Genomic DNA, 17,138 nt, shown 5'->3' with positions numbered 1-17,138 from the left:
CCTCGTCAACACCGATGCTGGACACGCTCCCTGCCGTCGTCAGCCGAACCGGCTACACGCCAGCCCCACGCCACCAACCCACATCACTCATCTAGGGTCCTCGTCCATGGACGAGGATCTGAAGACGCTGCTGGAGTCGGCGACGATCAAGGCCACCGCTGTCGACGGCCAGGACGTGCTGTTGCTCGTCGTGAAGCAGGGAACCGCGCCGGCTGTGTGGCAACGTCTGCGCGACGCCCACGCCGAGACCGGCCTGTGGCCCTTCCTCGTCGACGCCGACGAGGACAAGCCGTACCACCAGCCGGTGGTCTGGGACCACCTCGAGGACGGCGAGGACGACGAGGAGCCCCGCAGCGCCGAAACGCTGTTCAGCATCGTTCCCGAACTCGACGAGGACGACGAGGAAGACGTCGAGTACCTGGCCAATCTGATGTCGGGCGAAGCAGACCTGTCAGGGCCGCCCGCACCCGGGAAGTTGTCCGAGTCGCAGACCACCAACATCGGCCTGGTACGCACCGCGGCCGGCGGCTGGGACATCCCGCGCCTGCTCCGGTGGGACGGGGCGGCCAACCACGGCATCACCGGCGCCGAACACAGCAACGTGCTCAAGTACTGGTACGAGCGCTACGGCGCCGAGCTCGCGGTGGCCACCTTCGACGTGCTGGAGCTGCTCGTCGCGAACCCGCCCACCGAGCGCGCGGAGATCGAGGCGGTGACGCTGGCGCAGTACCACTACTGCGTCGACGTCGTCGATCAGGGAGTCGAGACCCTGGCCGCGCTGGCCCAGAAGCAAGTTCACAGCCACGACTGGTACTTCTGGTGGGACTGAGGCTCTAGGGTGCCCATCATGGACCTGATGGGCACGGCGGTGGTGAAGGGCACGCTCGCGGACGGCACCGAGGTTCGGGCCGTGACCGTGGAGGCTGGGACGGCGCTGGAGGCGTGGCGCGTCCTGCGCGGCGCACACGCCACGACCGGGTTGTGGCCGTTCCTGGTGGATCCGGACGAACCGACGGTCCTGGACAAGCTGCCGCTGCTCTCGGAGCGGCGGGAGCGTCATCGCGGCGCGGCTGAGATCTTCGCAAGTGGGGACGTCCCCACTTTCGGCGACGAGCCGCACACCGACCAGGTGTCGTCGGCGGCGCACACGACGACCGTCGGCCTGGTCCCGGCCGAGTACGGCGGGATCGAGGTGCCCGGCCTGCTCGACTGGGACGGGGCGCTGGGAACGTCAGGGGTCGAACACACCGCGGTGCTGGCGGACTGGCGCCGCCGCTTCGGCGCCGAGCTGCTGACGCTGACCCGCGACCGGATCGAGCTGCACGTGCCGCGTCCGCCGACGGAGCCCGAACAGGTCGCGGCGGTGGCGCGGGAGCAGATCGGCTACTGCGCCGGCCTCGAGTTCCCCGGTACCGGGACCTTATGGGGTTTCCAGTGGGAGTGACCTGAACGAATCGAAGGGCCGGCGCCGGATTTCTCCGACGCCGGCCCTTCGACGAACCTCAGGCGTTCACACCAGCCATAGCCTTCGGCTCCACGCCGTCGGCCCCGCCGATACCGTCGGCCTCGGCCTCGGCGTCGGCCTCGGCGTCGATCGTGTCGGGCGTCGCCATAGCCGACATCCGAGGCGTCTTCACCAGGAACGGCACCACCGCGGCGACCAGCGCCAGCGCGGAGGCGATCAGGAACGCGTGGGTGTAGGCGTCGACGGTCGGCAGCTTCACACCGGGGGCGACCTGCTTCATGTTGCCGGTCAGCACCGCGCCGATCACGGCCGTGCCGACCGCGCCGCCGACGGTGCGCAGCACCGCGTTCATGCCGTTGGCGATACCGGACTGCTGCACCGGGACCGAGGCGTTGATGTAGGCCGGCATGGCCGCGTACGCCATGCCCACGCCGACGCCCATCACGCCGGAGGCGACCACCACGTGCCAGCTGGAGCTGTGCGCGAAGACCAGCAGGCCCAGGCCCACCGCGGCGAAGGCACCGCCGAGCACCAGGGGCAGGCGCGGGCCGCTGCGCTTGATCAGCGCCGCGCCGACCGGGGCGGCGGCGAAGGAGCCGACCGCGGAGGGGAACAGCATCCAGCCGGAGGCCAGGACGGTGGCGCCGAAGCCGTAGCCGACGGCCTTCGGGGTCTGCGTGAAGTCGCTCATCAGCAGGAACGAGCCGTACATCGCGAAGCCGACCAGGACGCCGGCGGTGTTGGTGACCGCGATCGCGGGCTTGGCCAGCATCGAGATGTCCACCAGCGGGGAGGCCACGCGGCGCTCGACCACGACCCACACCACCAGCACCACCGCGGCGGTCACGAACAGGCCCATGGTCCGGGTGGAGCCCCAGCCCCAGTCGTTGCCCTGGCTGACCGCGATCAGCAGCGCCGAGAGCCAGCCGGCCAGCAGCAGCGCGCCCAGCGGGTCGGCCTTGCCCTCGGCCTTGATCGGGTCGTGCGGGACCTTGACCAGCACCAGCGCGAAAGCGATGGCGGCCAGGATGGCGCCCATCCAGAACACGGCCTGGTAGCTGAAGTGCTCCACGACCAGGCCGGTCGCGACCAGGCCCAGGCCCGAGCCGACGCCGAGGGCCGCGGAGACCATCGCCACGCCGCCGGTGACCTTCTCGCGCGGCAGCTCGTCACGGACGACGGCGACCGCCAGCGGCAGGATCGCGCCGCCGGTGCCGGCGACGATGCGGGCTATCAGCAGCATCCCGAAGGAGCCGCCGATCCCGCCGAGGACGCCGCCGACCAGCACGCCGGCGATCGCCACCACCAGCATCGGCTTGCGGCCGCGCAGGTCGCCGATGCGCGCCAGCAGCGGCGTGAGCACCGCGGCCGAGAGCAGGTTGGCGGTCATCAGCCAGGTGATGCCGCTGCCCGCCACGTTCAGGTCCTTCTGCAGCGTCGGCAGGATCGGGACCACGGAGGTCTGGACGAGGGAGAAAGCCAGAACGGACAACACGAGCGCGGGCAGTACTCCCCGCGATCGCCGCGCCTGGTCGGACATGATGCGCTCCATAGTTTTACTGGTTTACAGTTAACGTCATGAAGTATTTAACCACGACCGGCCCGGATGTTGAGCACGGGACGGCGCCCGCATACCGTTGCCCCGTGAGCAGCACCGAACCCCACGCCGTCCTGGACAACCGCCGCGACCCCGTGACCGCGGAGGTGCTGGAGCTCTTCTGGGCCGCCTCGCAGGCCTTCTACGACAACTACGACGAGGCCGCCGCGCGCCACGACCTGACCCGGATGCAGGCGTTCGTGCTGGCCAACCTGATGTCGGGGCCGAAGCCGATGCGGTTCCTGGCCGAGCACCTGAAGTGTGAGCCGTCGAACATCACGGGGCTGGTGGACCGGATGGAGGCGCGCGGGCTGGTGACGCGGGAGCCGGATCCGGAGGACCGGCGGGTGAAGAGAATCACAGCGACCGAACTCGGGCGCGCGTCGTTCGACGCGGTGTGGGGCGGGCTGACGTTCGCCGCGGAGCCGCTGGCCGGACTGAGCGGCAGCGAGCGCAGGACGCTGCGGGACCTGCTGCGCCGGGTGGTGCCGGCGGCGGAGTGAGATTCCGCCGCCTCAGTGCTTCAGATTTCAGTGCTTCAGATTTCAGACCTCAGCCCGGGTTGCCCGACGTGCTGGTGGCCGGGATGTCGGCGGACGTCGGCTTGGGATTTCCGGTCACGGCCGAGGTGACGGCGGCGACCAGGATCAGGGCCGTCACGACCGTCTGCACGATCGCCACCCGCAGATGGCCGGCACGGAACAACAAGTACGTGACCGCGCCGAACACGACCGACACACCGAACAGCACGACCAGATCCTCGGTCCAGGCCTCGCGGCGCAGGTGCAAGGTGGCGTCGCCGAACCGCTGGACCTCGATCACGAACAGCACGATCAGGGCCACGACCGCGACGGCCAGGTCGGCGAGCAGGACGCGCGCCAGGAGCGGCATGCGCTCGGGTTCGGGCTCGTAGTACGACGACGGTGCGGGGCGGCGGCGGGGCTCGGGGGCCTGGCCGGCCTCATCACCCTCAATGGGAGCCTCCCCCTGACTCACCGCAGCTGTCCCGGACGCCTCGACCGCATCGGCGGGACCGGCGGGACCTCCCTGGGCCGGAACCGCCGCGAGGCCCGGTTCCTGCGTGCTGGATATCTCAGGGTTCGCCATCATCCGCCGTTCTTCGTATTCGGGCCGCGTACGACTGTGGCGCTTATGCTGGCCCAGCCGACCCCCGAGGCGCCAGTGCCGCTGCTAGTCGCCCTCTGGCGACCGCGCATCCGGGGACAAGACACTGATGAAATGCGCCGCCGTCTTGGCCATGTCCTCACGCGCGGGAGCCAAGTACTTGCGCGGGTCGACGGCGTTGGCCGGCGCCTGCTCCAGCCACGCGCGCACGGCGCCGGTGAAGGCGATGTTCAGCGCGGTGCCGATGTTCACCTTGACCACTCCCCCGGCCACGGCGCGCGCCAGCTCCTCGTCCGGCACGCCGGAAGACCCGTGCAGCACCAACGGCACGCCGACCGCGTCACGCAGCCGGGCTATGAGTTCGTGGTCGAGCACGGCGCTGCGGTCGGTCATGGCGTGCGAGCTGCCGACGGCCACGGCCAGGGCGTCCACGCCGGTCGCGGCGACAAACTCGCGCGCCTCGTCCGGGTCGGTACGTGCGCCGGGGGCGTGCGCGGACAGCGGCGGCTCCCCGTCCTTGCCGCCGACCTTGCCGAGCTCGGCCTCCAGCCAAAGGCCGTGGGAGTGGGCCCAGTCGGCGGCTTCGCGAGTGGCCTGCACGTTCTCGGCGTATTGCAGGTGCGAGCCGTCGAACATGGCCGAGCCGAAGCCGTGGTCGGCGGCCTGGCGCAGCAGCGCGGGGTCCTCGACGTGGTCCAGGTGCAGCGCGACATCGACGCCGGCGGCCTCGGCGACGGCGGCGGAGGCACGCGCGATCGGCGCGAGGCGGCCGTGGTGGAACTTCACGGCGTTCTCGGAGATCTGCAGGATCACCGGCGACTGCGCGGTCTCGGCGGCGGCGACAATGGCCTCGGCGTGCTCCAGGGTGATGACGTTGAAGGCGGCCAGGGCGCGGCGCTCGGCGCGGGCGGCGGTGATGAGGTCGCCGGTGGGCTTCAGGGGCATGGCGGTCCTTGGTCTTCGGGCTCGGGCTCGGCTTTGGGTTAGGGGCTCGGGCTTCGGCTCGGCCTCGGGGTTCGGCTCGGCTTCGGGTTAGGCCCTCGGGCTTCAGCTCGGCCTCGGGCTAAGGCCTTGTGCTTGTGCTTGTGCTTGTGCTTGTGCTTGTGCTCGTGCTCGCGCTTGGGCTCGTGCTCGTGCTCGTGCTTGAGCTCGCGCTTGGGCTCGTGCTCGTGCTCGTGCTCGTGCTTGAGCTCGCGCTTGGGCTCGTGCTCGCGCTTGAGCTCGTGCTCGCGCTCGTACTAGTACTCGTACTGCGGGCTTCATGTTGAGCGGTGATCTCGGAGCGGAACCGGCGATAAGCCTCGGCATCGAACATCCCGGCCCGGTCCGTGAGCACAGTCGCCGCCGACAACGCGACCGCATCGGCCAGCACCTCCGGCCAAGCGCGCCCGTCTGCCAGCCCCACGGCCAGCGCCGCGACCGAGGCATCGCCCGCACCAGTGGGGTTGCCGCCCTCAATCCGCGGTGGCCTCGCGATCCAGGTGCCGTCGGCGGTCAGAGCCGTGAGGCCGTCAGGTCCGCTGGAGGCAACCACCGCCCGGGCCCCGCGCTTCAGCAACTCCCCCGCAGCGGAACCGGGATCAGCCAAGCCTGTGGCATCCAGCAACTCATGCGCGTTCGGCTTCACGATCGCTGGCCCCGCCGACAGGGCGGCCAACAACGGCGCGCCTTCGGTGTCCAGGATCGTCGGGACCCCGAAGCCGTCGGCCAGTTCCACCAACGAGGCATAAGCGTCGTCGGCCAGCCCGCGCGGCAGCTTGCCCGACAACACCAGCACCGCCGCGTCGTCGAGCACTGCGGTTTCCAGGAGCACAGCCACCGCCGCGCATATCTCGGCCCACTCGTCGGCGCCGATCTCGGGCCCGGCCTCGTTGAATCCGGTCGCGAGCCCGGATTCCTCGACGACCGTCACCGTCCGCCGAGTCGCCCCGGCGATGGGTATGACGTGGTGCGGGACCCCCGACGCCGCCAGCTCCGCGCGCACCGCTTCGCCGTCGAAGCCGCCGAGCGGCAGGACCGCGACCGTGTCGCGGCCCAGGGCGTGCAGGGTCCGGGCGACGTTCACTCCCTTGCCGCCGGCCTGAGCGTGCACCCGCGGCCGGTGCGTGGTCCCCGGCAGCAAAGCAGGGACCGTATACGTGATGTCCAGAGCCGGGTTGAGCGTGAGCGTGACTATCACGTCGCCAGGTCCTGAGGCACCAGGTCCCACGCCAGCAGCCCCGCCCCCCGGCACCCGGCCAGGTCGCCGAGTTCGGCGGTGACCAGCTCCGGCAGCGCGTGGTACGTCGCCTTGGCCGCCAGCGCCTCGGCCAGCGGCGCCATCAGCACCTCGCCGGCCTCGGCCAGGCCGCCGCCGATGACCACGCGGTCCGGGTCGAGCAGCGCCGCCGTCGTGAGCAGCGCGTCGGCCAGGACGTCGACCGCCTCGTCCCAGACGCGGCGGGCGATCGGGTCGCCGGTGGCCAGGCGCGCGGCGACATCCAGGGCGCCGGCGTTCGGCGTGCCGGCGGCCTGCGCGTAGCGCGCCGCGACCGCGCCGGCCGAGGAGTACTGCGCCAGGCACCCGTGCAGGCCGCAGCCGCAGGGCAGGCCGCCGGGGCGGACTACGATGTGCCCGAACTCGCCGCCCATGCCGCGGCTGCCGAGATTCGGCACGCCGTCGATCATGATCGCGCCGCCGATGCTGGTGCCCAGCGGCAGGAAGACGAAGCGCGCGGAGCCGCGGCCGGCGCCGATGCGGGCCTCGGCCACTCCCCCGGCGCGCACGTCGTGGCCGATGGCGACCGGCACGGCCAGGCGCTTGCCGAGCAGTTCGCGGAACGGCACGCCGCGCCAGCCGACGGTGGCCGAGAACACCCCGACCCCGTTCTGCTCGTCGATGATCCCGGGCAGCGCGAAGCCCGCGGCGACGACCGGCGTGCCGTCGGCGGCGGTCTCCTGGACCAGCTCGGCGGCGAAGTCCGCGATCGTGTCGATGACGGCCTGCGGGCCGCGCTCGATGCGGGTGGCGCGCCGCCAGCCGCGCGTCAGCGTGCCGTCGGCGGTGACCAGGCCGGCTTTGATGCCGGTGCCGCCGACGTCAAGGGCCAGCGCGTACCGCTGCTCGGGATCGGACATCTCAGACCTCGGACAGGACGACGGAGCGGGTCAGGTTGCGCGGGTTGTCGACCTCCAGGCCCTTGCGCGCGCCGAGCGCCACGGCCAGGCGCTGCACCCGGATCAGCTCGGCCAGCGGGTCGCGGCCGGCGGAGGTACCGTCCGCGGTACCGTCCGCGGTACCGTCCAGCCACTGCCCGCCGGTGGCCTCCACCTGCTCGGCCAGCCCGCGCGGGGCCTCGCCGAGCATCCAGGTCACCGTCCCCGGGGAGGCGATGCTGATCGGCCCGTGCCGGTACTCCATCGCCGGGTAGGACTGGGTCCAGGTGAGCGAGGCCTCGGTCATCTTCAGCCCGGCCTCGTTGGCCAGCCCGACGGTCCAGCCCCGGCCCAGGAAGGCGAACTGGGTCTTGTCCAGGATCCCCTCCGGCAGCGGCTCGCTGACGCAGTGCCGGGCGTCGGCGACGATCTTTTCCAGGTCGAAGGCGGTGCCGGACTGTGCGGCGACGTGCGCGCGGAACAGGGTCAGCGCGGTGGTCGCGAACCGGGTCTGCACGACCGACTTCTCATCGGCGAAGTCCAGCACGATGGTCCGGTCGGCCAGCGCCGGGGCCGGGGTGTCGGGGTCGGCGATGACCGCGACGGTGGCGATGGCGCCCTTGAGCCGCTGGAGCAGTTCCAGCACCTCGGTCGTGGTGCCGGAGCGGCTGAGCGCGACCACGCGGTCGTAGGCCCGGCCGAAGGGGAACTCTGAGGCGGCGAAGGCGTCGGTGTCGCCGAGGCCGGCCTGCTCGCGCAGGACCGCGTAGGCCTGCGCCATGTACAGCGAGGTGCCGCAGCCGACGACCGCGACGCGCTCGCCCTTCTTCGGCAGCGCCTCGGCGGTCGGGCCGACGGCGAGGGCGGCGGCCCGGCGCCAGGTGTCCGGCTGGCTCGCTATCTCGGCGTCGACGTGTTCGGATCCGGACATGGCTTCTCTCCCCAGGCTGCGATCGACTCCCGTGCTTATATCTGAACGATAGCCAGACGAGTCGAGCAGAATCAAGCAGGAAGAAATACCGGGTGGTCAGCCGCCACGTGTCGCGACCTGGCTCATAACTCGGCGCAGGGGTCAGCACGCGCGGGCGCCGGTTCGGGCGGCCTGCCCGACCGATCCGCTCAGCGCGCTCAGTCCGCCCGGGCCGCTCAGCCCGCTCAGCCCGGTCAGCCCGCTCAACCGGCGCTCAGTCCGCGAGATGGATCCGAACCCCGAGCTCCCGCAGCGCGTCCAGCTCGGCGGGGTCGGCGCTGGGGTCGGTGACCAGATCCGAGACGAGCGCGGCCTCGGCGATGCGCGCGAAGGCCCGGCGCCCGACCTTGGTCCCGTCGGCGACCACGATCACGCGCGCCGACTGCAGGATCATGGCGCGGTTCGTCTGCGCCTCGACCTCGTGGTGCGTGGTGACGCCGGCCGCCGCGCTGACCCCGCCGACACCCAGGAACGAGGCGTCCAGGTTGAAGCCCTCCAGCGCGCGCTCGGCGACCGGGCCGATCAGCTCGTAGGACTCGGTGCGCACGGTGCCACCGGTGACCACCAGGTCTATGGCCGGACGCAGCGCCAGCTCGGCGGCGATGTTGAGGGCGTTGGTGACGATCTTCAGCCCGCCGCGCATCCCCAGGAACCGCGCCACCTCGCTGGTGGTCGTGCCCCCGCACAGGCCCACAGTCGCCGCACTCTCGTCGATCAGACCGGCCGCGAGCTCGGCGATCCGGCTCTTCTCCTCCTGCTGGCGCGCGCCGCGGTAGCGCATGGGCAGCTCGTACAGCACGCCGGCCGGGACGGCGCCGCCGTGCGTGCGCTTGACCAGGCCCTGTTCCTCCAGGGCCTGCAGGTCGCGGCGGATGGTGGCCTGGGAAGTGCCCAGGCGCTCGGCGGTTTCCACCACACCCACGGAACCGTGGTCGGCCAGCAGGGCGAGGATGGCTCCGAGGCGGTCTTCTTGGCGCATGGGGACACAGTAGCGCGCGATCCGCTCACTGCGATGTTCGTTCGCGCAGATTCCGAGCATGAATGATCATCGTCTTTCTCGGGCGCCCCAACTGCACCGTTATTCTGCGTTCAATGACAGTTTCGTAACTTCATAGTGACCCGTCCTGATCATGCTCGTTGTCCGGACATGGCGTGGATTTCTCGACGGTCCTCGGACCGGGCCCTGGTCGCTGCCCTCACAGCGCTGGCCGCGGTGATGTTCGGATGGGGCTTCCAGCACGGCCGGACGCACCCCTACTACACGGCGGCCGTCCGCTCGATGGGCGCGGACTGGCACGACTTCGTCTACGGGGCCTTCGACCCGGCGGGCTTCATCACCACCGACAAGCTGCCCGGCGCGTTCTGGGTGCAGGCCCTGTCGGTGCGGATGTTCGGGTTCCACCCCTGGGCGGTGCTGCTGCCGCAGGTGCTGGCGGCCACGGCGTGCGTGCCGCTGCTGTTCGTCACGGTGCGCCGCTGGGCCGGCCGGGGCGCCGGGTACGCCGCCGCCGTCGGCTACACCCTGACCCCGGTGACCGTGGCACTGTCGCGCACGAACATCCCCGACGCGCTGATGGTGTTCTTCATGGTCGTCGCCGCGCACGCGCTGTGGCGCTGGGCCGACGGCGGACGGCGCGCCACCTGGTGGCTGGCGGCCTCGGCGGTGTGGCTGGGCGTGGCGTTCAACGTGAAGATGGGGCAGGCGCTGCTGGTCGTGCCGGTCTTCGCCGGAACGTGTTTCCTACTCGGCGCCGGCACGCGCTGGTGGCGCCTGGGCCGGGCGGCCGTGTACGGGACGCTGGTCGCGGCGGTGTCGCTGGCGTGGATGGTGTTCGTGACGCTGACGCCGGCCTCGCAGCGCCCCTACATCGACGGATCGGTCCACAACTCGGTGTGGGAGATGGTGTTCCAGTACAACGGCTTCGGCCGCATCGGGGGCCAGGGCGCCGGCACCGACCCGCTGGCCGGGGGCGCGGTGCTGTCGGGAGCCGGCGGCCCGGCCGGGCTCGGGCGGATCTTCGGGGCGGCGTCGGCGGGGCAGATCAGCTGGCTGGTGCCGGCGGCGGTGGCGGGGCTGGGTGCGGGGCTCTGGATGGCTTGGCGAGGGCGGCGGGCTGCGCGCATTGCGCTTGAGTCTCTCGCTACGGACTCAGCAAGCCAGCAGACCACTGCGGCGACCGTGACGACAGCGGACCGCGCGCGCCAGAAGACCCTCGCCGGCTACCTGTTCTGGGGCGGCTGGCTGGGCATCTACGGACTGGCCTTCTGCGCGGCCACCGGCATCCACTCCTACTACACCTCGACCCTCGCCCCTCCGGTCGCCGCACTCGCCGGCGCCGCCTTCGTCGCCGCCGCCCGCGGTCGCACGTGGCAGCTGCCGGCGCTGGTCACGGTGACCGGCGGCTGGGCGTTCCTCGCGAGCCGTGAGACTCCGCACTACCAGCCGTGGCTGCGCTGGTTCGTCCTGGCCGCCGCCGTCCTGGCGATCGCGTTGACCCCCTGGGCCCGCCTCTCCCGCAACCGCGCCCTCGGCGCGGTGTCCGCTCTCGCTGTCGCTACTGCGGCACTGGCCGCACCGGCCGTATGGGCGTCCTCTGTACTCACCCGCCGGGGCGACACGATGGGCAGCGTCGCCGCCTCCGCCGGACCGCCGCAGGGGATGTTCGGGGGCCGGAAGACCAGCGCGGCCGTCAACGACGAGATCGAGCGCGGCCTGCGCGACTTCGGCCGAGGACCCGATCCGCAGGTGCTGCGCTTCCTGAAGCACAACCGCGACGGTCGTCACTACGCCGCCGCAGTAGACGGCTCGATGGCCGCCGCCACCTACCTCGCGGACAACATCCCGGTCCTCCCCATGGGCGGCTTCACGAGCGACGCTCCGGCGCCGACCGCGCAGGGGCTGGCGGCGCTCGTGCGCGCTGGGCAGGTGCGGTACGTCGTAGTGACGGGGATGCGTATGGGCGGACGCAGTGCCGCGGCTAAGGATCGCGACGCGTGGGTGACCGGGCATTGTCACGGAGTGCCGGGCCTGGTTTCCGTCTCTGTGCCCCGTAGCGCTTCTACCTTTAGCGCTACCTCTACCTCTACTGCTCATGCCGACACCGCCTCCGCCTCCTCTGCAAGCGCTAAGGCCGCCGCCCCCAGCGGAGTATTCGATTGTTCGTGATCCCCGCCGGAGTTAAGATCCCTCCAACACGTTGAAGGAGACGAGTAGCCTCGGATCCGCGCGGGTCCAGAGAGCCGTCGGCAGCTGGGAAGACGGCCCCGCGTCCCGAGGCGAAGACCCTCCCGAGTGCGGGGAGGCAATGCCCCGCCGGATGGCCCCCGTCACCGGGCCGCCACGAGGTCGCGGCCGCAAGCCGCGGCGAAGGTGCGGTGGTACCGCGATTCCCTTATCGCCCGCACCCCCAAGGGATCACTTCGAGGCCCTTGGGAGGGCTAACAATGATCCACCGCGTATTGGCGTCCGAGATGTCGGCGCACGTAGGTGAAACCGTCCGGGTGTCCGGCTGGCTGCATCGCCGCCGCGAGTTGAAGAACGTCACGTTCCTGATCCTGCGCGACCGCAGCGGCCTGACGCAGACCGTCCTGCCGGGCGCCCTCGCCGAGCAGCTGCGCGACATCCCCGAGGAGACCGTGCTCTCCTTCGTCGGGGTCGTGACCGCGAACGAGCAGGCGCCCGGCGGCGTGGAGGTCGTCGCGCCGGCCGCGGGCCCTCAGGTCGAGCTGCTGTCCAGCCCGGCCGAGACGCCGCCGCTGGAGATCTACCGGCCGAGCGTGACCGCCTCGCTGCCGACCATCCTGGACGGCGCGCCGGTGACCCTGCGCCACCCGCTCCTGAACGCCCCGTTCCAGATCACGGCCGCCTCCGTCGCGGGCTTCCGCAGCGCCCTGGACGCCGAGGGCTTCACCGAGATCCACACCCCGAAGATCGTCGGCTCGGCCACCGAGTCCGGCGCGAACGTCTTCGCCCTGGACTGGTTCGGCCGCAAGGCGTACCTGGCGCAGTCGCCGCAGTTCTTCAAGCAGGCGATGGTCGGCGTCTTCGAACGGGTCTACGAGACCGGCCCGGTCTTCCGTGCCGAGCCCTCCGACACCGCCCGGCACCTGGCCCAGTACACGAGCCTGGACGCCGAACTCGGCTTCATCACCGACCACCGCGACGTGATGGCGGTGGTGCGCCAGGCGCTGGCCGGCATGGTCGCCGCCGTCGGCGAGCGCGCGGCGGCCGCGGTGGACCTGCTCGGGGTGAAACTACCGGTGGTGCCGGAGCAGATCCCCGAGATCCACTTCGCGGACGCGATGGAAATGCTCGGCGAGGACGAGCCGGACCTGTCGCCGGCCAACGAGCGCGAGCTGAGCGCGTGGGCACTGCGGGAGTTCGGGAGCGAGTTCCTGTTCGTCACCGGATACCCGATGGTCAAGCGGCCCTTCTACACGCACGCGCAGCCGGACCGGCCGCAGTACTCGAACAGCTTCGACCTGATCTTCCGGGGGCTGGAGCTGATCACCGGCGGACAGCGGCTGCACCGCTATGAGGACTACGTGGCGGCGCTCGCCGCGCGCGGGGAGACGACGGAGGCGTACGAGGGGTATCTGGCGAACTTCAAGCACGGGATGCCGCCGCACGGCGGGTTCGCCCTGGGCTTGGAGCGCTGGACGATGCGGCTGACGGAGGCGGACAACCTGCGGCGGACGGCGCTGTTCCCTCGGGACCTGCACAGGCTCACGCCGTGAGCGCTCTCTAGGTGCTTTGCGCGCTCTGCATGCTTTGCGCGCAACTCACGTTTACGCGCGGGCCCTCGTCGTCGTCGCATGGCGGCGAGTGGCCCGCGCGGTCTTCTGCTTCGGTCTTCTACTTCGTTCCGGGCAGCGACAGGAGGAAGTACTGACCGCCCTTAACGGCCGTCGCCGTCCCCACTACCGTTCCGGAAGCGCTATAGCCGATCACCTTCTGCGGACGATCGGCCGCCGAGTATCCGAACACGTAGAAGTCGCCTCCCTGGATCCGATACACCGGCTCGAACTCCGCGTGGTCGGCGTACTGCGCGCACAGGTGGTCGACGTCCGGCCCCATCCATCCTGACGTTACATAGGCGGTGTAGACCCGCGGGTTCTGGCCCGGGGCCGAGCCTTGCGAAGTCTTGGCCGCTGTACTGGTGCCGATGCCCCTGCCCTCCTGGATGGTGAAGTACTGCGAGTCCCCCGAAGTGCCGTCGGGCCCGCCGACTTCGCTGTAGCCCTGCACTCCCGGCGTCCGGAACTGCGCCATGGCCCCCGGGTGCTCGGCGTCCTTAGCGGCCTGCGGGATGGAGCCCGGCGGGAGTTTGTCGTCCTCCCAGTCGATGTGCGACTTCTTGTCGGGGAAGACATGGATCTGGACGGCCCACGGGATTCCTGCGGTCGTCCCCGACACGGTGTTGAAGAGCAGACTGTCCAGCGTGGTGGTCGTCGTGCCGGGCACCGTACCGGTCACCGAGGCCGAACAGGTCTTGGGCGCCAGGGCCCCGGTCGGCACGGGAGTGCTGTGCTTCGCGATCCATGCGCCTCCGGACGCCGCGCCCGCGTTCTCCCCGACGTTCCCCCCGGCGAACGCGATCGCCCCCACCGCGACCCCCAGCACCGCCAACGACGACCCGGCCGCCGTCGCCCGATGCCGCACCCGCCGGCGCCGCGCCCCGTCGATCACCCCGCCCGCAGAGACCACCCCGTCCGCGGTCCCGTCCGCGAACAACTCCCTGATCCGCTCCTCGAAACCCGAGCCCCCGACATCCTGATTCTCATCCATGTACTTCATCCCCTTTCCAGTTCGACCCGTTCGCCGCGCTCGGCAAACTCCGGCAGTGCCCGCAGCCGCCCCAGGGCCCGCGACAGGCTGCTCTTGACGGTCCCCGGCGCGATCCGCAACTCCGCCGCGATAGCCGCCTCACTCAGGTCCGCGTAGTAGCGCAGCACCACGACCTGCCGCTCACGCCGCGACAGCTTCCGCAGCGCGGCCTGCATCAGGTCCTGCTGCGCCTGACGGTCCGCGACATCCCACGCCTGCGCCCGCTCGGGCACCGCATCCGTGCTCCACTCACGACCCCGGCGCAGCCGCCACCAGTCGCGATAGGAGTTGACGATGATCCGGCGCACATAGGCCAACGGATCGTCGGAGCGGATACGGTGCCACCGCAGATAGGCGCGCTCCAACGCGGTCTGCGTCAGATCGGCGGCCCGATGCGGATCCCCGCAGATCAGCTCCGCCAACCGCAACAGGCGCGCCCCCTGCGCCGCGACGAACGCGGTGAAGTCAGCATCGACGCCCTCCGGATCCCGCGCAGTGGGCCCCAGCCCTGTGGCGCTGCTGTCGTCGTCATTCACACCCACCAGACGATTCTGGAGGTGACGGGGTTCTGCGGATGCGCGGCCGATTCTCACGCGGCCCTGCGCGCCCTACCCCGCGCGCCTGATCCACCCGATCTTCCCCGTCTCGCCGCAGCCCGCTCCGGCCGGCTCAACTCCCCTCCGGCCCACGACGCCTGTCTCGACTCACCGCCGCGAACTCTGCCCCGTCCCGGACCATCGCGAGCCCGCCGCGACCACCCCGATCCACACCCGCGCACCACCAAGCCCCCGCCCCAAGTAGCGTTCACCCCACCCCCGCGGGGGTTACCGGACCGCGCCGTGGAATGTAACATTGCACACTGCGGAACCCGCAGACGCGCTGTCCCGCACCGCGCGCCCCGACCCTCCGCACCATCCCGACCCTTCGCACTCCAGGAGCCGCCGCAGTGTCCAGCGACCCGAACCTGTCGAAGTTCGCCACCGGCAGCCACGACCTGCCGGTCACCGACGCCCTCGCGGCGTTCATGGCCACGCAGTGGGCGCCCTCGCCGCTGCCGGACCTGAGCCCGGTGCCGGCCTCGGCGTGGACCGGCCGCCGCCGCGAGGCCGTCTCGGCCCGCTTCCCCGGCGAGCGCCTGATCGTGCCGGCCGGCACGGAGAAGCTGCGCAGCAACGACACCTTCTGGCACTACCGCGCACACACCGCCTTCGTGCACCTGACCGGCAGCCAGCTCCTGGAAGGCGTCCTCGTCTTCGAGCCGAACGGCTCAGGCCACGACGCGATCCTGTTCGCCCACGACCGCTCCTCCCGCGACAACGGCGAGGCGTTCCGCGACCGCCGCCTCGGCGAGATGTGGGAAGGCCGCCGCCCCTCGCTCAGCGAGAGCACCGAGCTCTACGGCATCGCGACGGAGAACCTGAACCGCCTCGCCGACAAGCTCTCCGGCGCCTCGGTCCCCACCCGCGTACTCCGCGGCGTCGACCCGCGCGTGGACACCCTGGTCACCGCACGCCCCGAACCCGACGCCGAGTTCACCGCCTACCTCTCCGAGCTCCGCCTGGTAAAGGACGCATGGGAGGTCGAGCAACTGCAGGCCGCCGTCGACGCCACCACCCTGGGCTTCCAGGACGTCGCACGAATCCTGCCCACCACCATCGGCAAACCACGCGGCGAACGCTGGGTCGAAGGAGCCTTCAACAACCGCGCCCGCATCGAAGGCAACGACGTGGGCTACAACACCATCGTCGGCGGCGGCGCCCACGCCTGCGTCCTGCACTGGACAGCGAACACCGGCACCCTGAACACCGGCGAACTACTCCTGCTCGACGCCGGCGTCGAGGTCGACAGCCTCTACACCGCCGACATCACCCGCACCCTACCGATCTCCGGCACATTCACCCCCCTCCAACGCGACCTGTACAACCTGGTCCTCTCAGCACAGAACGCCGGCATCGCCACCCTCCGCGCCGGAGCAAAGTTCCGCGACTTCCACTGGGCCGGCATGCGCACCATCGCCGCAGGCCTGATCGACATGGGCATCCTGAAGGCGTCACTCGAAGAGGCAATGGACCCCGAGGTAGGCCTCTACCGCCGCTACACCCTGTGCGGCAGCGGCCACATGCTCGGCCTCGACGTCCACGACTGCGCCAAAGCCCGCGCCGAGGAGTACGTGGACAGCACCCTGTCCGCCGGCAACGTCCTGACCGTCGAACCCGGCCTGTACCTCCAGCCCGACGACCTGACCCTCCCGCAAGAACTGCGCGGCATCGGCATCCGCATCGAGGACGACCTGCTCATCACCAACGACGGCGCCCTCCTGATGTCGCAGGCCCTGCCCCGCGAGCCCGACGACGTCGAGGCGTGGATGGCGGAGCACGCGAGCTGAGGTTCTGGGGTTTGGGGCGGCGCCGCCTGGCGCGGCACCTCCTGGCGCGGCACCGCCTGGCGCGGCACCGCCTGGCGCGGCACCGCCTGGCGCGGCGGGCTCCGGCGCGGCGAGCGCCGCGCGGCCGGCGCTAGGCATGGGGCCAGCCGACGTGGCGCCTTGGGCAGCCTACGCTCGGCACGGGGCGGCCTGCGCGGCGCCTTGAGCGGCCGACATGGCACCCTGGCGGCGCTGAGGCGGGACCTGGGGCGCGGGCTTCGAGGCTGCCGCCGGACCTGGCGCGCTCGTAGGGCGGTGCGCGGAGGCCGACCTTCGAGGCCGGCGCGGATTCTGGCGTCGCTGGGCCGGAACGCGAGGCTCAGGGCCGGGGCGGCCAACGCGGCACCTGGCACGTCGGGGCGAGGCGCGGAGGCCCGAGCTTCGGGGCGGGACGCGGGGCCTGGGCTTCATGGCAGTCGGTGGGCTGGGCCAGGTCCCAGCTTCCCTCAGCCCGGCCTCAGGCCCTGCACCCTTCCCACAGGATCAGGACCCTGGCCCATCGCCGCAGGTCACCCGTTCGGCCTCGGCTGATATGCGCAGCATGATCTACGCAAATCACCCGATGTCCGATATGAGGTCTTCGCGCACTATTGA

The 17,138-nt window shown here is 71.2% G+C and carries 15 protein-coding genes; 6 read left to right on the top strand and 9 right to left on the bottom strand.

Going from position 1 to position 17,138, the window contains the following annotated elements; genetic code table 11:
• The first annotated feature begins 106 nt into the window (after positions 1 to 106).
• The gene (locus ABH920_RS49160; protein ID WP_370356652.1) at positions 107 to 829 is read left to right on the top strand and encodes a DUF4253 domain-containing protein; all 723 of its coding nucleotides are present in this window, start codon (positions 107 to 109) and stop codon (positions 827 to 829) included.
• Positions 830 to 847: 18 nt separating this feature from the next.
• Positions 848 to 1,444, top strand: a complete 597-nt coding sequence (locus ABH920_RS49155; protein ID WP_370356650.1) for a DUF4253 domain-containing protein — start codon at positions 848 to 850, stop codon at positions 1,442 to 1,444.
• Positions 1,445 to 1,502: 58 nt separating this feature from the next.
• Here ABH920_RS49155 and ABH920_RS49150 read toward each other — a convergent pair whose 3' ends face one another.
• Positions 1,503 to 3,005, bottom strand: a complete 1,503-nt coding sequence (locus ABH920_RS49150; protein WP_370356648.1) for an MFS transporter — start codon at positions 3,003 to 3,005, stop codon at positions 1,503 to 1,505.
• Between the two features lie 38 nt (positions 3,006 to 3,043).
• Between ABH920_RS49150 and ABH920_RS49145 the strand changes: the two genes are divergently transcribed.
• Positions 3,044 to 3,565, top strand: a complete 522-nt coding sequence (locus ABH920_RS49145; RefSeq protein ID WP_370356646.1) for a MarR family winged helix-turn-helix transcriptional regulator — start codon at positions 3,044 to 3,046, stop codon at positions 3,563 to 3,565.
• A gap of 49 nt (positions 3,566 to 3,614) precedes the next feature.
• Here the strand turns inward: ABH920_RS49145 and ABH920_RS49140 are convergent, their stop codons facing one another.
• The 6 genes from ABH920_RS49140 to ABH920_RS49115 all read right to left on the bottom strand — a co-directional run bounded on the left by ABH920_RS49140 (position 3,615) and on the right by ABH920_RS49115 (position 9,271).
• Positions 3,615 to 4,169 (bottom strand): hypothetical protein, encoded by a 555-nt coding sequence (locus ABH920_RS49140; protein ID WP_370356644.1) that lies wholly within the window; start codon positions 4,167 to 4,169, stop codon positions 3,615 to 3,617.
• Between the two features lie 84 nt (positions 4,170 to 4,253).
• Positions 4,254 to 5,132: a ketose-bisphosphate aldolase gene (locus ABH920_RS49135; RefSeq protein WP_370356642.1), complete on the bottom strand. Its 879-nt coding sequence runs from the start codon at positions 5,130 to 5,132 to the stop codon at positions 4,254 to 4,256.
• Between the two features lie 118 nt (positions 5,133 to 5,250).
• The gene (locus ABH920_RS49130) at positions 5,251 to 6,366 is read right to left on the bottom strand and encodes a 1-phosphofructokinase family hexose kinase (protein ID WP_370356640.1); all 1,116 of its coding nucleotides are present in this window, start codon (positions 6,364 to 6,366) and stop codon (positions 5,251 to 5,253) included.
• On the bottom strand, positions 6,363 to 7,304 hold the full coding sequence (locus tag ABH920_RS49125) for an ROK family protein (RefSeq protein ID WP_370356638.1): 942 nt from the start codon (positions 7,302 to 7,304) through the stop codon (positions 6,363 to 6,365). Before ABH920_RS49125 ends, ABH920_RS49130 begins: the two co-directional genes overlap by 4 nt.
• A 1-nt stretch (position 7,305) precedes the next feature.
• Positions 7,306 to 8,253: an SIS domain-containing protein gene (locus ABH920_RS49120; protein WP_370356636.1), complete on the bottom strand. Its 948-nt coding sequence runs from the start codon at positions 8,251 to 8,253 to the stop codon at positions 7,306 to 7,308.
• 253 nt (positions 8,254 to 8,506) lie between these two features.
• Entirely contained in the window at positions 8,507 to 9,271 is a 765-nt protein-coding gene (locus ABH920_RS49115) for a DeoR/GlpR family DNA-binding transcription regulator (protein ID WP_194920091.1), read from the bottom strand.
• A 168-nt stretch (positions 9,272 to 9,439) separates the two neighbouring features.
• Between ABH920_RS49115 and ABH920_RS49110 the strand changes: the two genes are divergently transcribed.
• Positions 9,440 to 11,458, top strand: a complete 2,019-nt coding sequence (locus ABH920_RS49110; RefSeq protein WP_370356633.1) for an ArnT family glycosyltransferase — start codon at positions 9,440 to 9,442, stop codon at positions 11,456 to 11,458.
• Positions 11,459 to 11,736: 278 nt separating this feature from the next.
• The gene (gene aspS / locus ABH920_RS49105; RefSeq protein WP_370356631.1) at positions 11,737 to 13,029 is read left to right on the top strand and encodes an aspartate--tRNA(Asn) ligase; all 1,293 of its coding nucleotides are present in this window, start codon (positions 11,737 to 11,739) and stop codon (positions 13,027 to 13,029) included.
• A gap of 118 nt (positions 13,030 to 13,147) precedes the next feature.
• Here the strand turns inward: aspS and ABH920_RS49100 are convergent, their stop codons facing one another.
• Both ABH920_RS49100 and ABH920_RS49095 read right to left on the bottom strand, forming a co-directional pair.
• Positions 13,148 to 14,080 (bottom strand): hypothetical protein, encoded by a 933-nt coding sequence (locus ABH920_RS49100; protein WP_370356628.1) that lies wholly within the window; start codon positions 14,078 to 14,080, stop codon positions 13,148 to 13,150.
• Between the two features lie 5 nt (positions 14,081 to 14,085).
• On the bottom strand, positions 14,086 to 14,655 hold the full coding sequence (locus ABH920_RS49095) for a SigE family RNA polymerase sigma factor (RefSeq protein ID WP_370356626.1): 570 nt from the start codon (positions 14,653 to 14,655) through the stop codon (positions 14,086 to 14,088).
• A 410-nt stretch (positions 14,656 to 15,065) separates the two neighbouring features.
• Here ABH920_RS49095 and ABH920_RS49090 point away from each other — a divergent pair, with 410 nt between their 5' ends.
• The gene (locus tag ABH920_RS49090; protein WP_370356624.1) at positions 15,066 to 16,505 is read left to right on the top strand and encodes an aminopeptidase P family protein; all 1,440 of its coding nucleotides are present in this window, start codon (positions 15,066 to 15,068) and stop codon (positions 16,503 to 16,505) included.
• Positions 16,506 to 17,138 lie beyond the last annotated feature (633 nt).

Source organism: Catenulispora sp. EB89, from assembly GCF_041261445.1.
Taxonomy (GTDB): domain Bacteria; phylum Actinomycetota; class Actinomycetes; order Streptomycetales; family Catenulisporaceae; genus Catenulispora.
Note: the sequence above shows the minus strand (reverse complement) of the source record. Positions and strands in the feature narration are given on the sequence as shown.

Coding starts and splice junctions, on each gene's coding strand:
- ABH920_RS49160 (WP_370356652.1), top strand. CDS start 107: ATGGACGAGGATCTGAAGACGCTGCTGGAGTCGGCGACGATCAAGGCC.
- ABH920_RS49155 (WP_370356650.1), top strand. CDS start 848: ATGGACCTGATGGGCACGGCGGTGGTGAAGGGCACGCTCGCGGACGGC.
- ABH920_RS49150 (WP_370356648.1), bottom strand. CDS start 3,005: ATGTCCGACCAGGCGCGGCGATCGCGGGGAGTACTGCCCGCGCTCGTG.
- ABH920_RS49145 (WP_370356646.1), top strand. CDS start 3,044: ATGAAGTATTTAACCACGACCGGCCCGGATGTTGAGCACGGGACGGCG.
- ABH920_RS49140 (WP_370356644.1), bottom strand. CDS start 4,169: ATGGCGAACCCTGAGATATCCAGCACGCAGGAACCGGGCCTCGCGGCG.
- ABH920_RS49135 (WP_370356642.1), bottom strand. CDS start 5,132: ATGCCCCTGAAGCCCACCGGCGACCTCATCACCGCCGCCCGCGCCGAG.
- ABH920_RS49125 (WP_370356638.1), bottom strand. CDS start 7,304: ATGTCCGATCCCGAGCAGCGGTACGCGCTGGCCCTTGACGTCGGCGGC.
- ABH920_RS49120 (WP_370356636.1), bottom strand. CDS start 8,253: ATGTCCGGATCCGAACACGTCGACGCCGAGATAGCGAGCCAGCCGGAC.
- ABH920_RS49115 (WP_194920091.1), bottom strand. CDS start 9,271: ATGCGCCAAGAAGACCGCCTCGGAGCCATCCTCGCCCTGCTGGCCGAC.
- ABH920_RS49110 (WP_370356633.1), top strand. CDS start 9,440: ATGGCGTGGATTTCTCGACGGTCCTCGGACCGGGCCCTGGTCGCTGCC.
- aspS (WP_370356631.1), top strand. CDS start 11,737: ATGATCCACCGCGTATTGGCGTCCGAGATGTCGGCGCACGTAGGTGAA.
- ABH920_RS49100 (WP_370356628.1), bottom strand. CDS start 14,080: ATGGATGAGAATCAGGATGTCGGGGGCTCGGGTTTCGAGGAGCGGATC.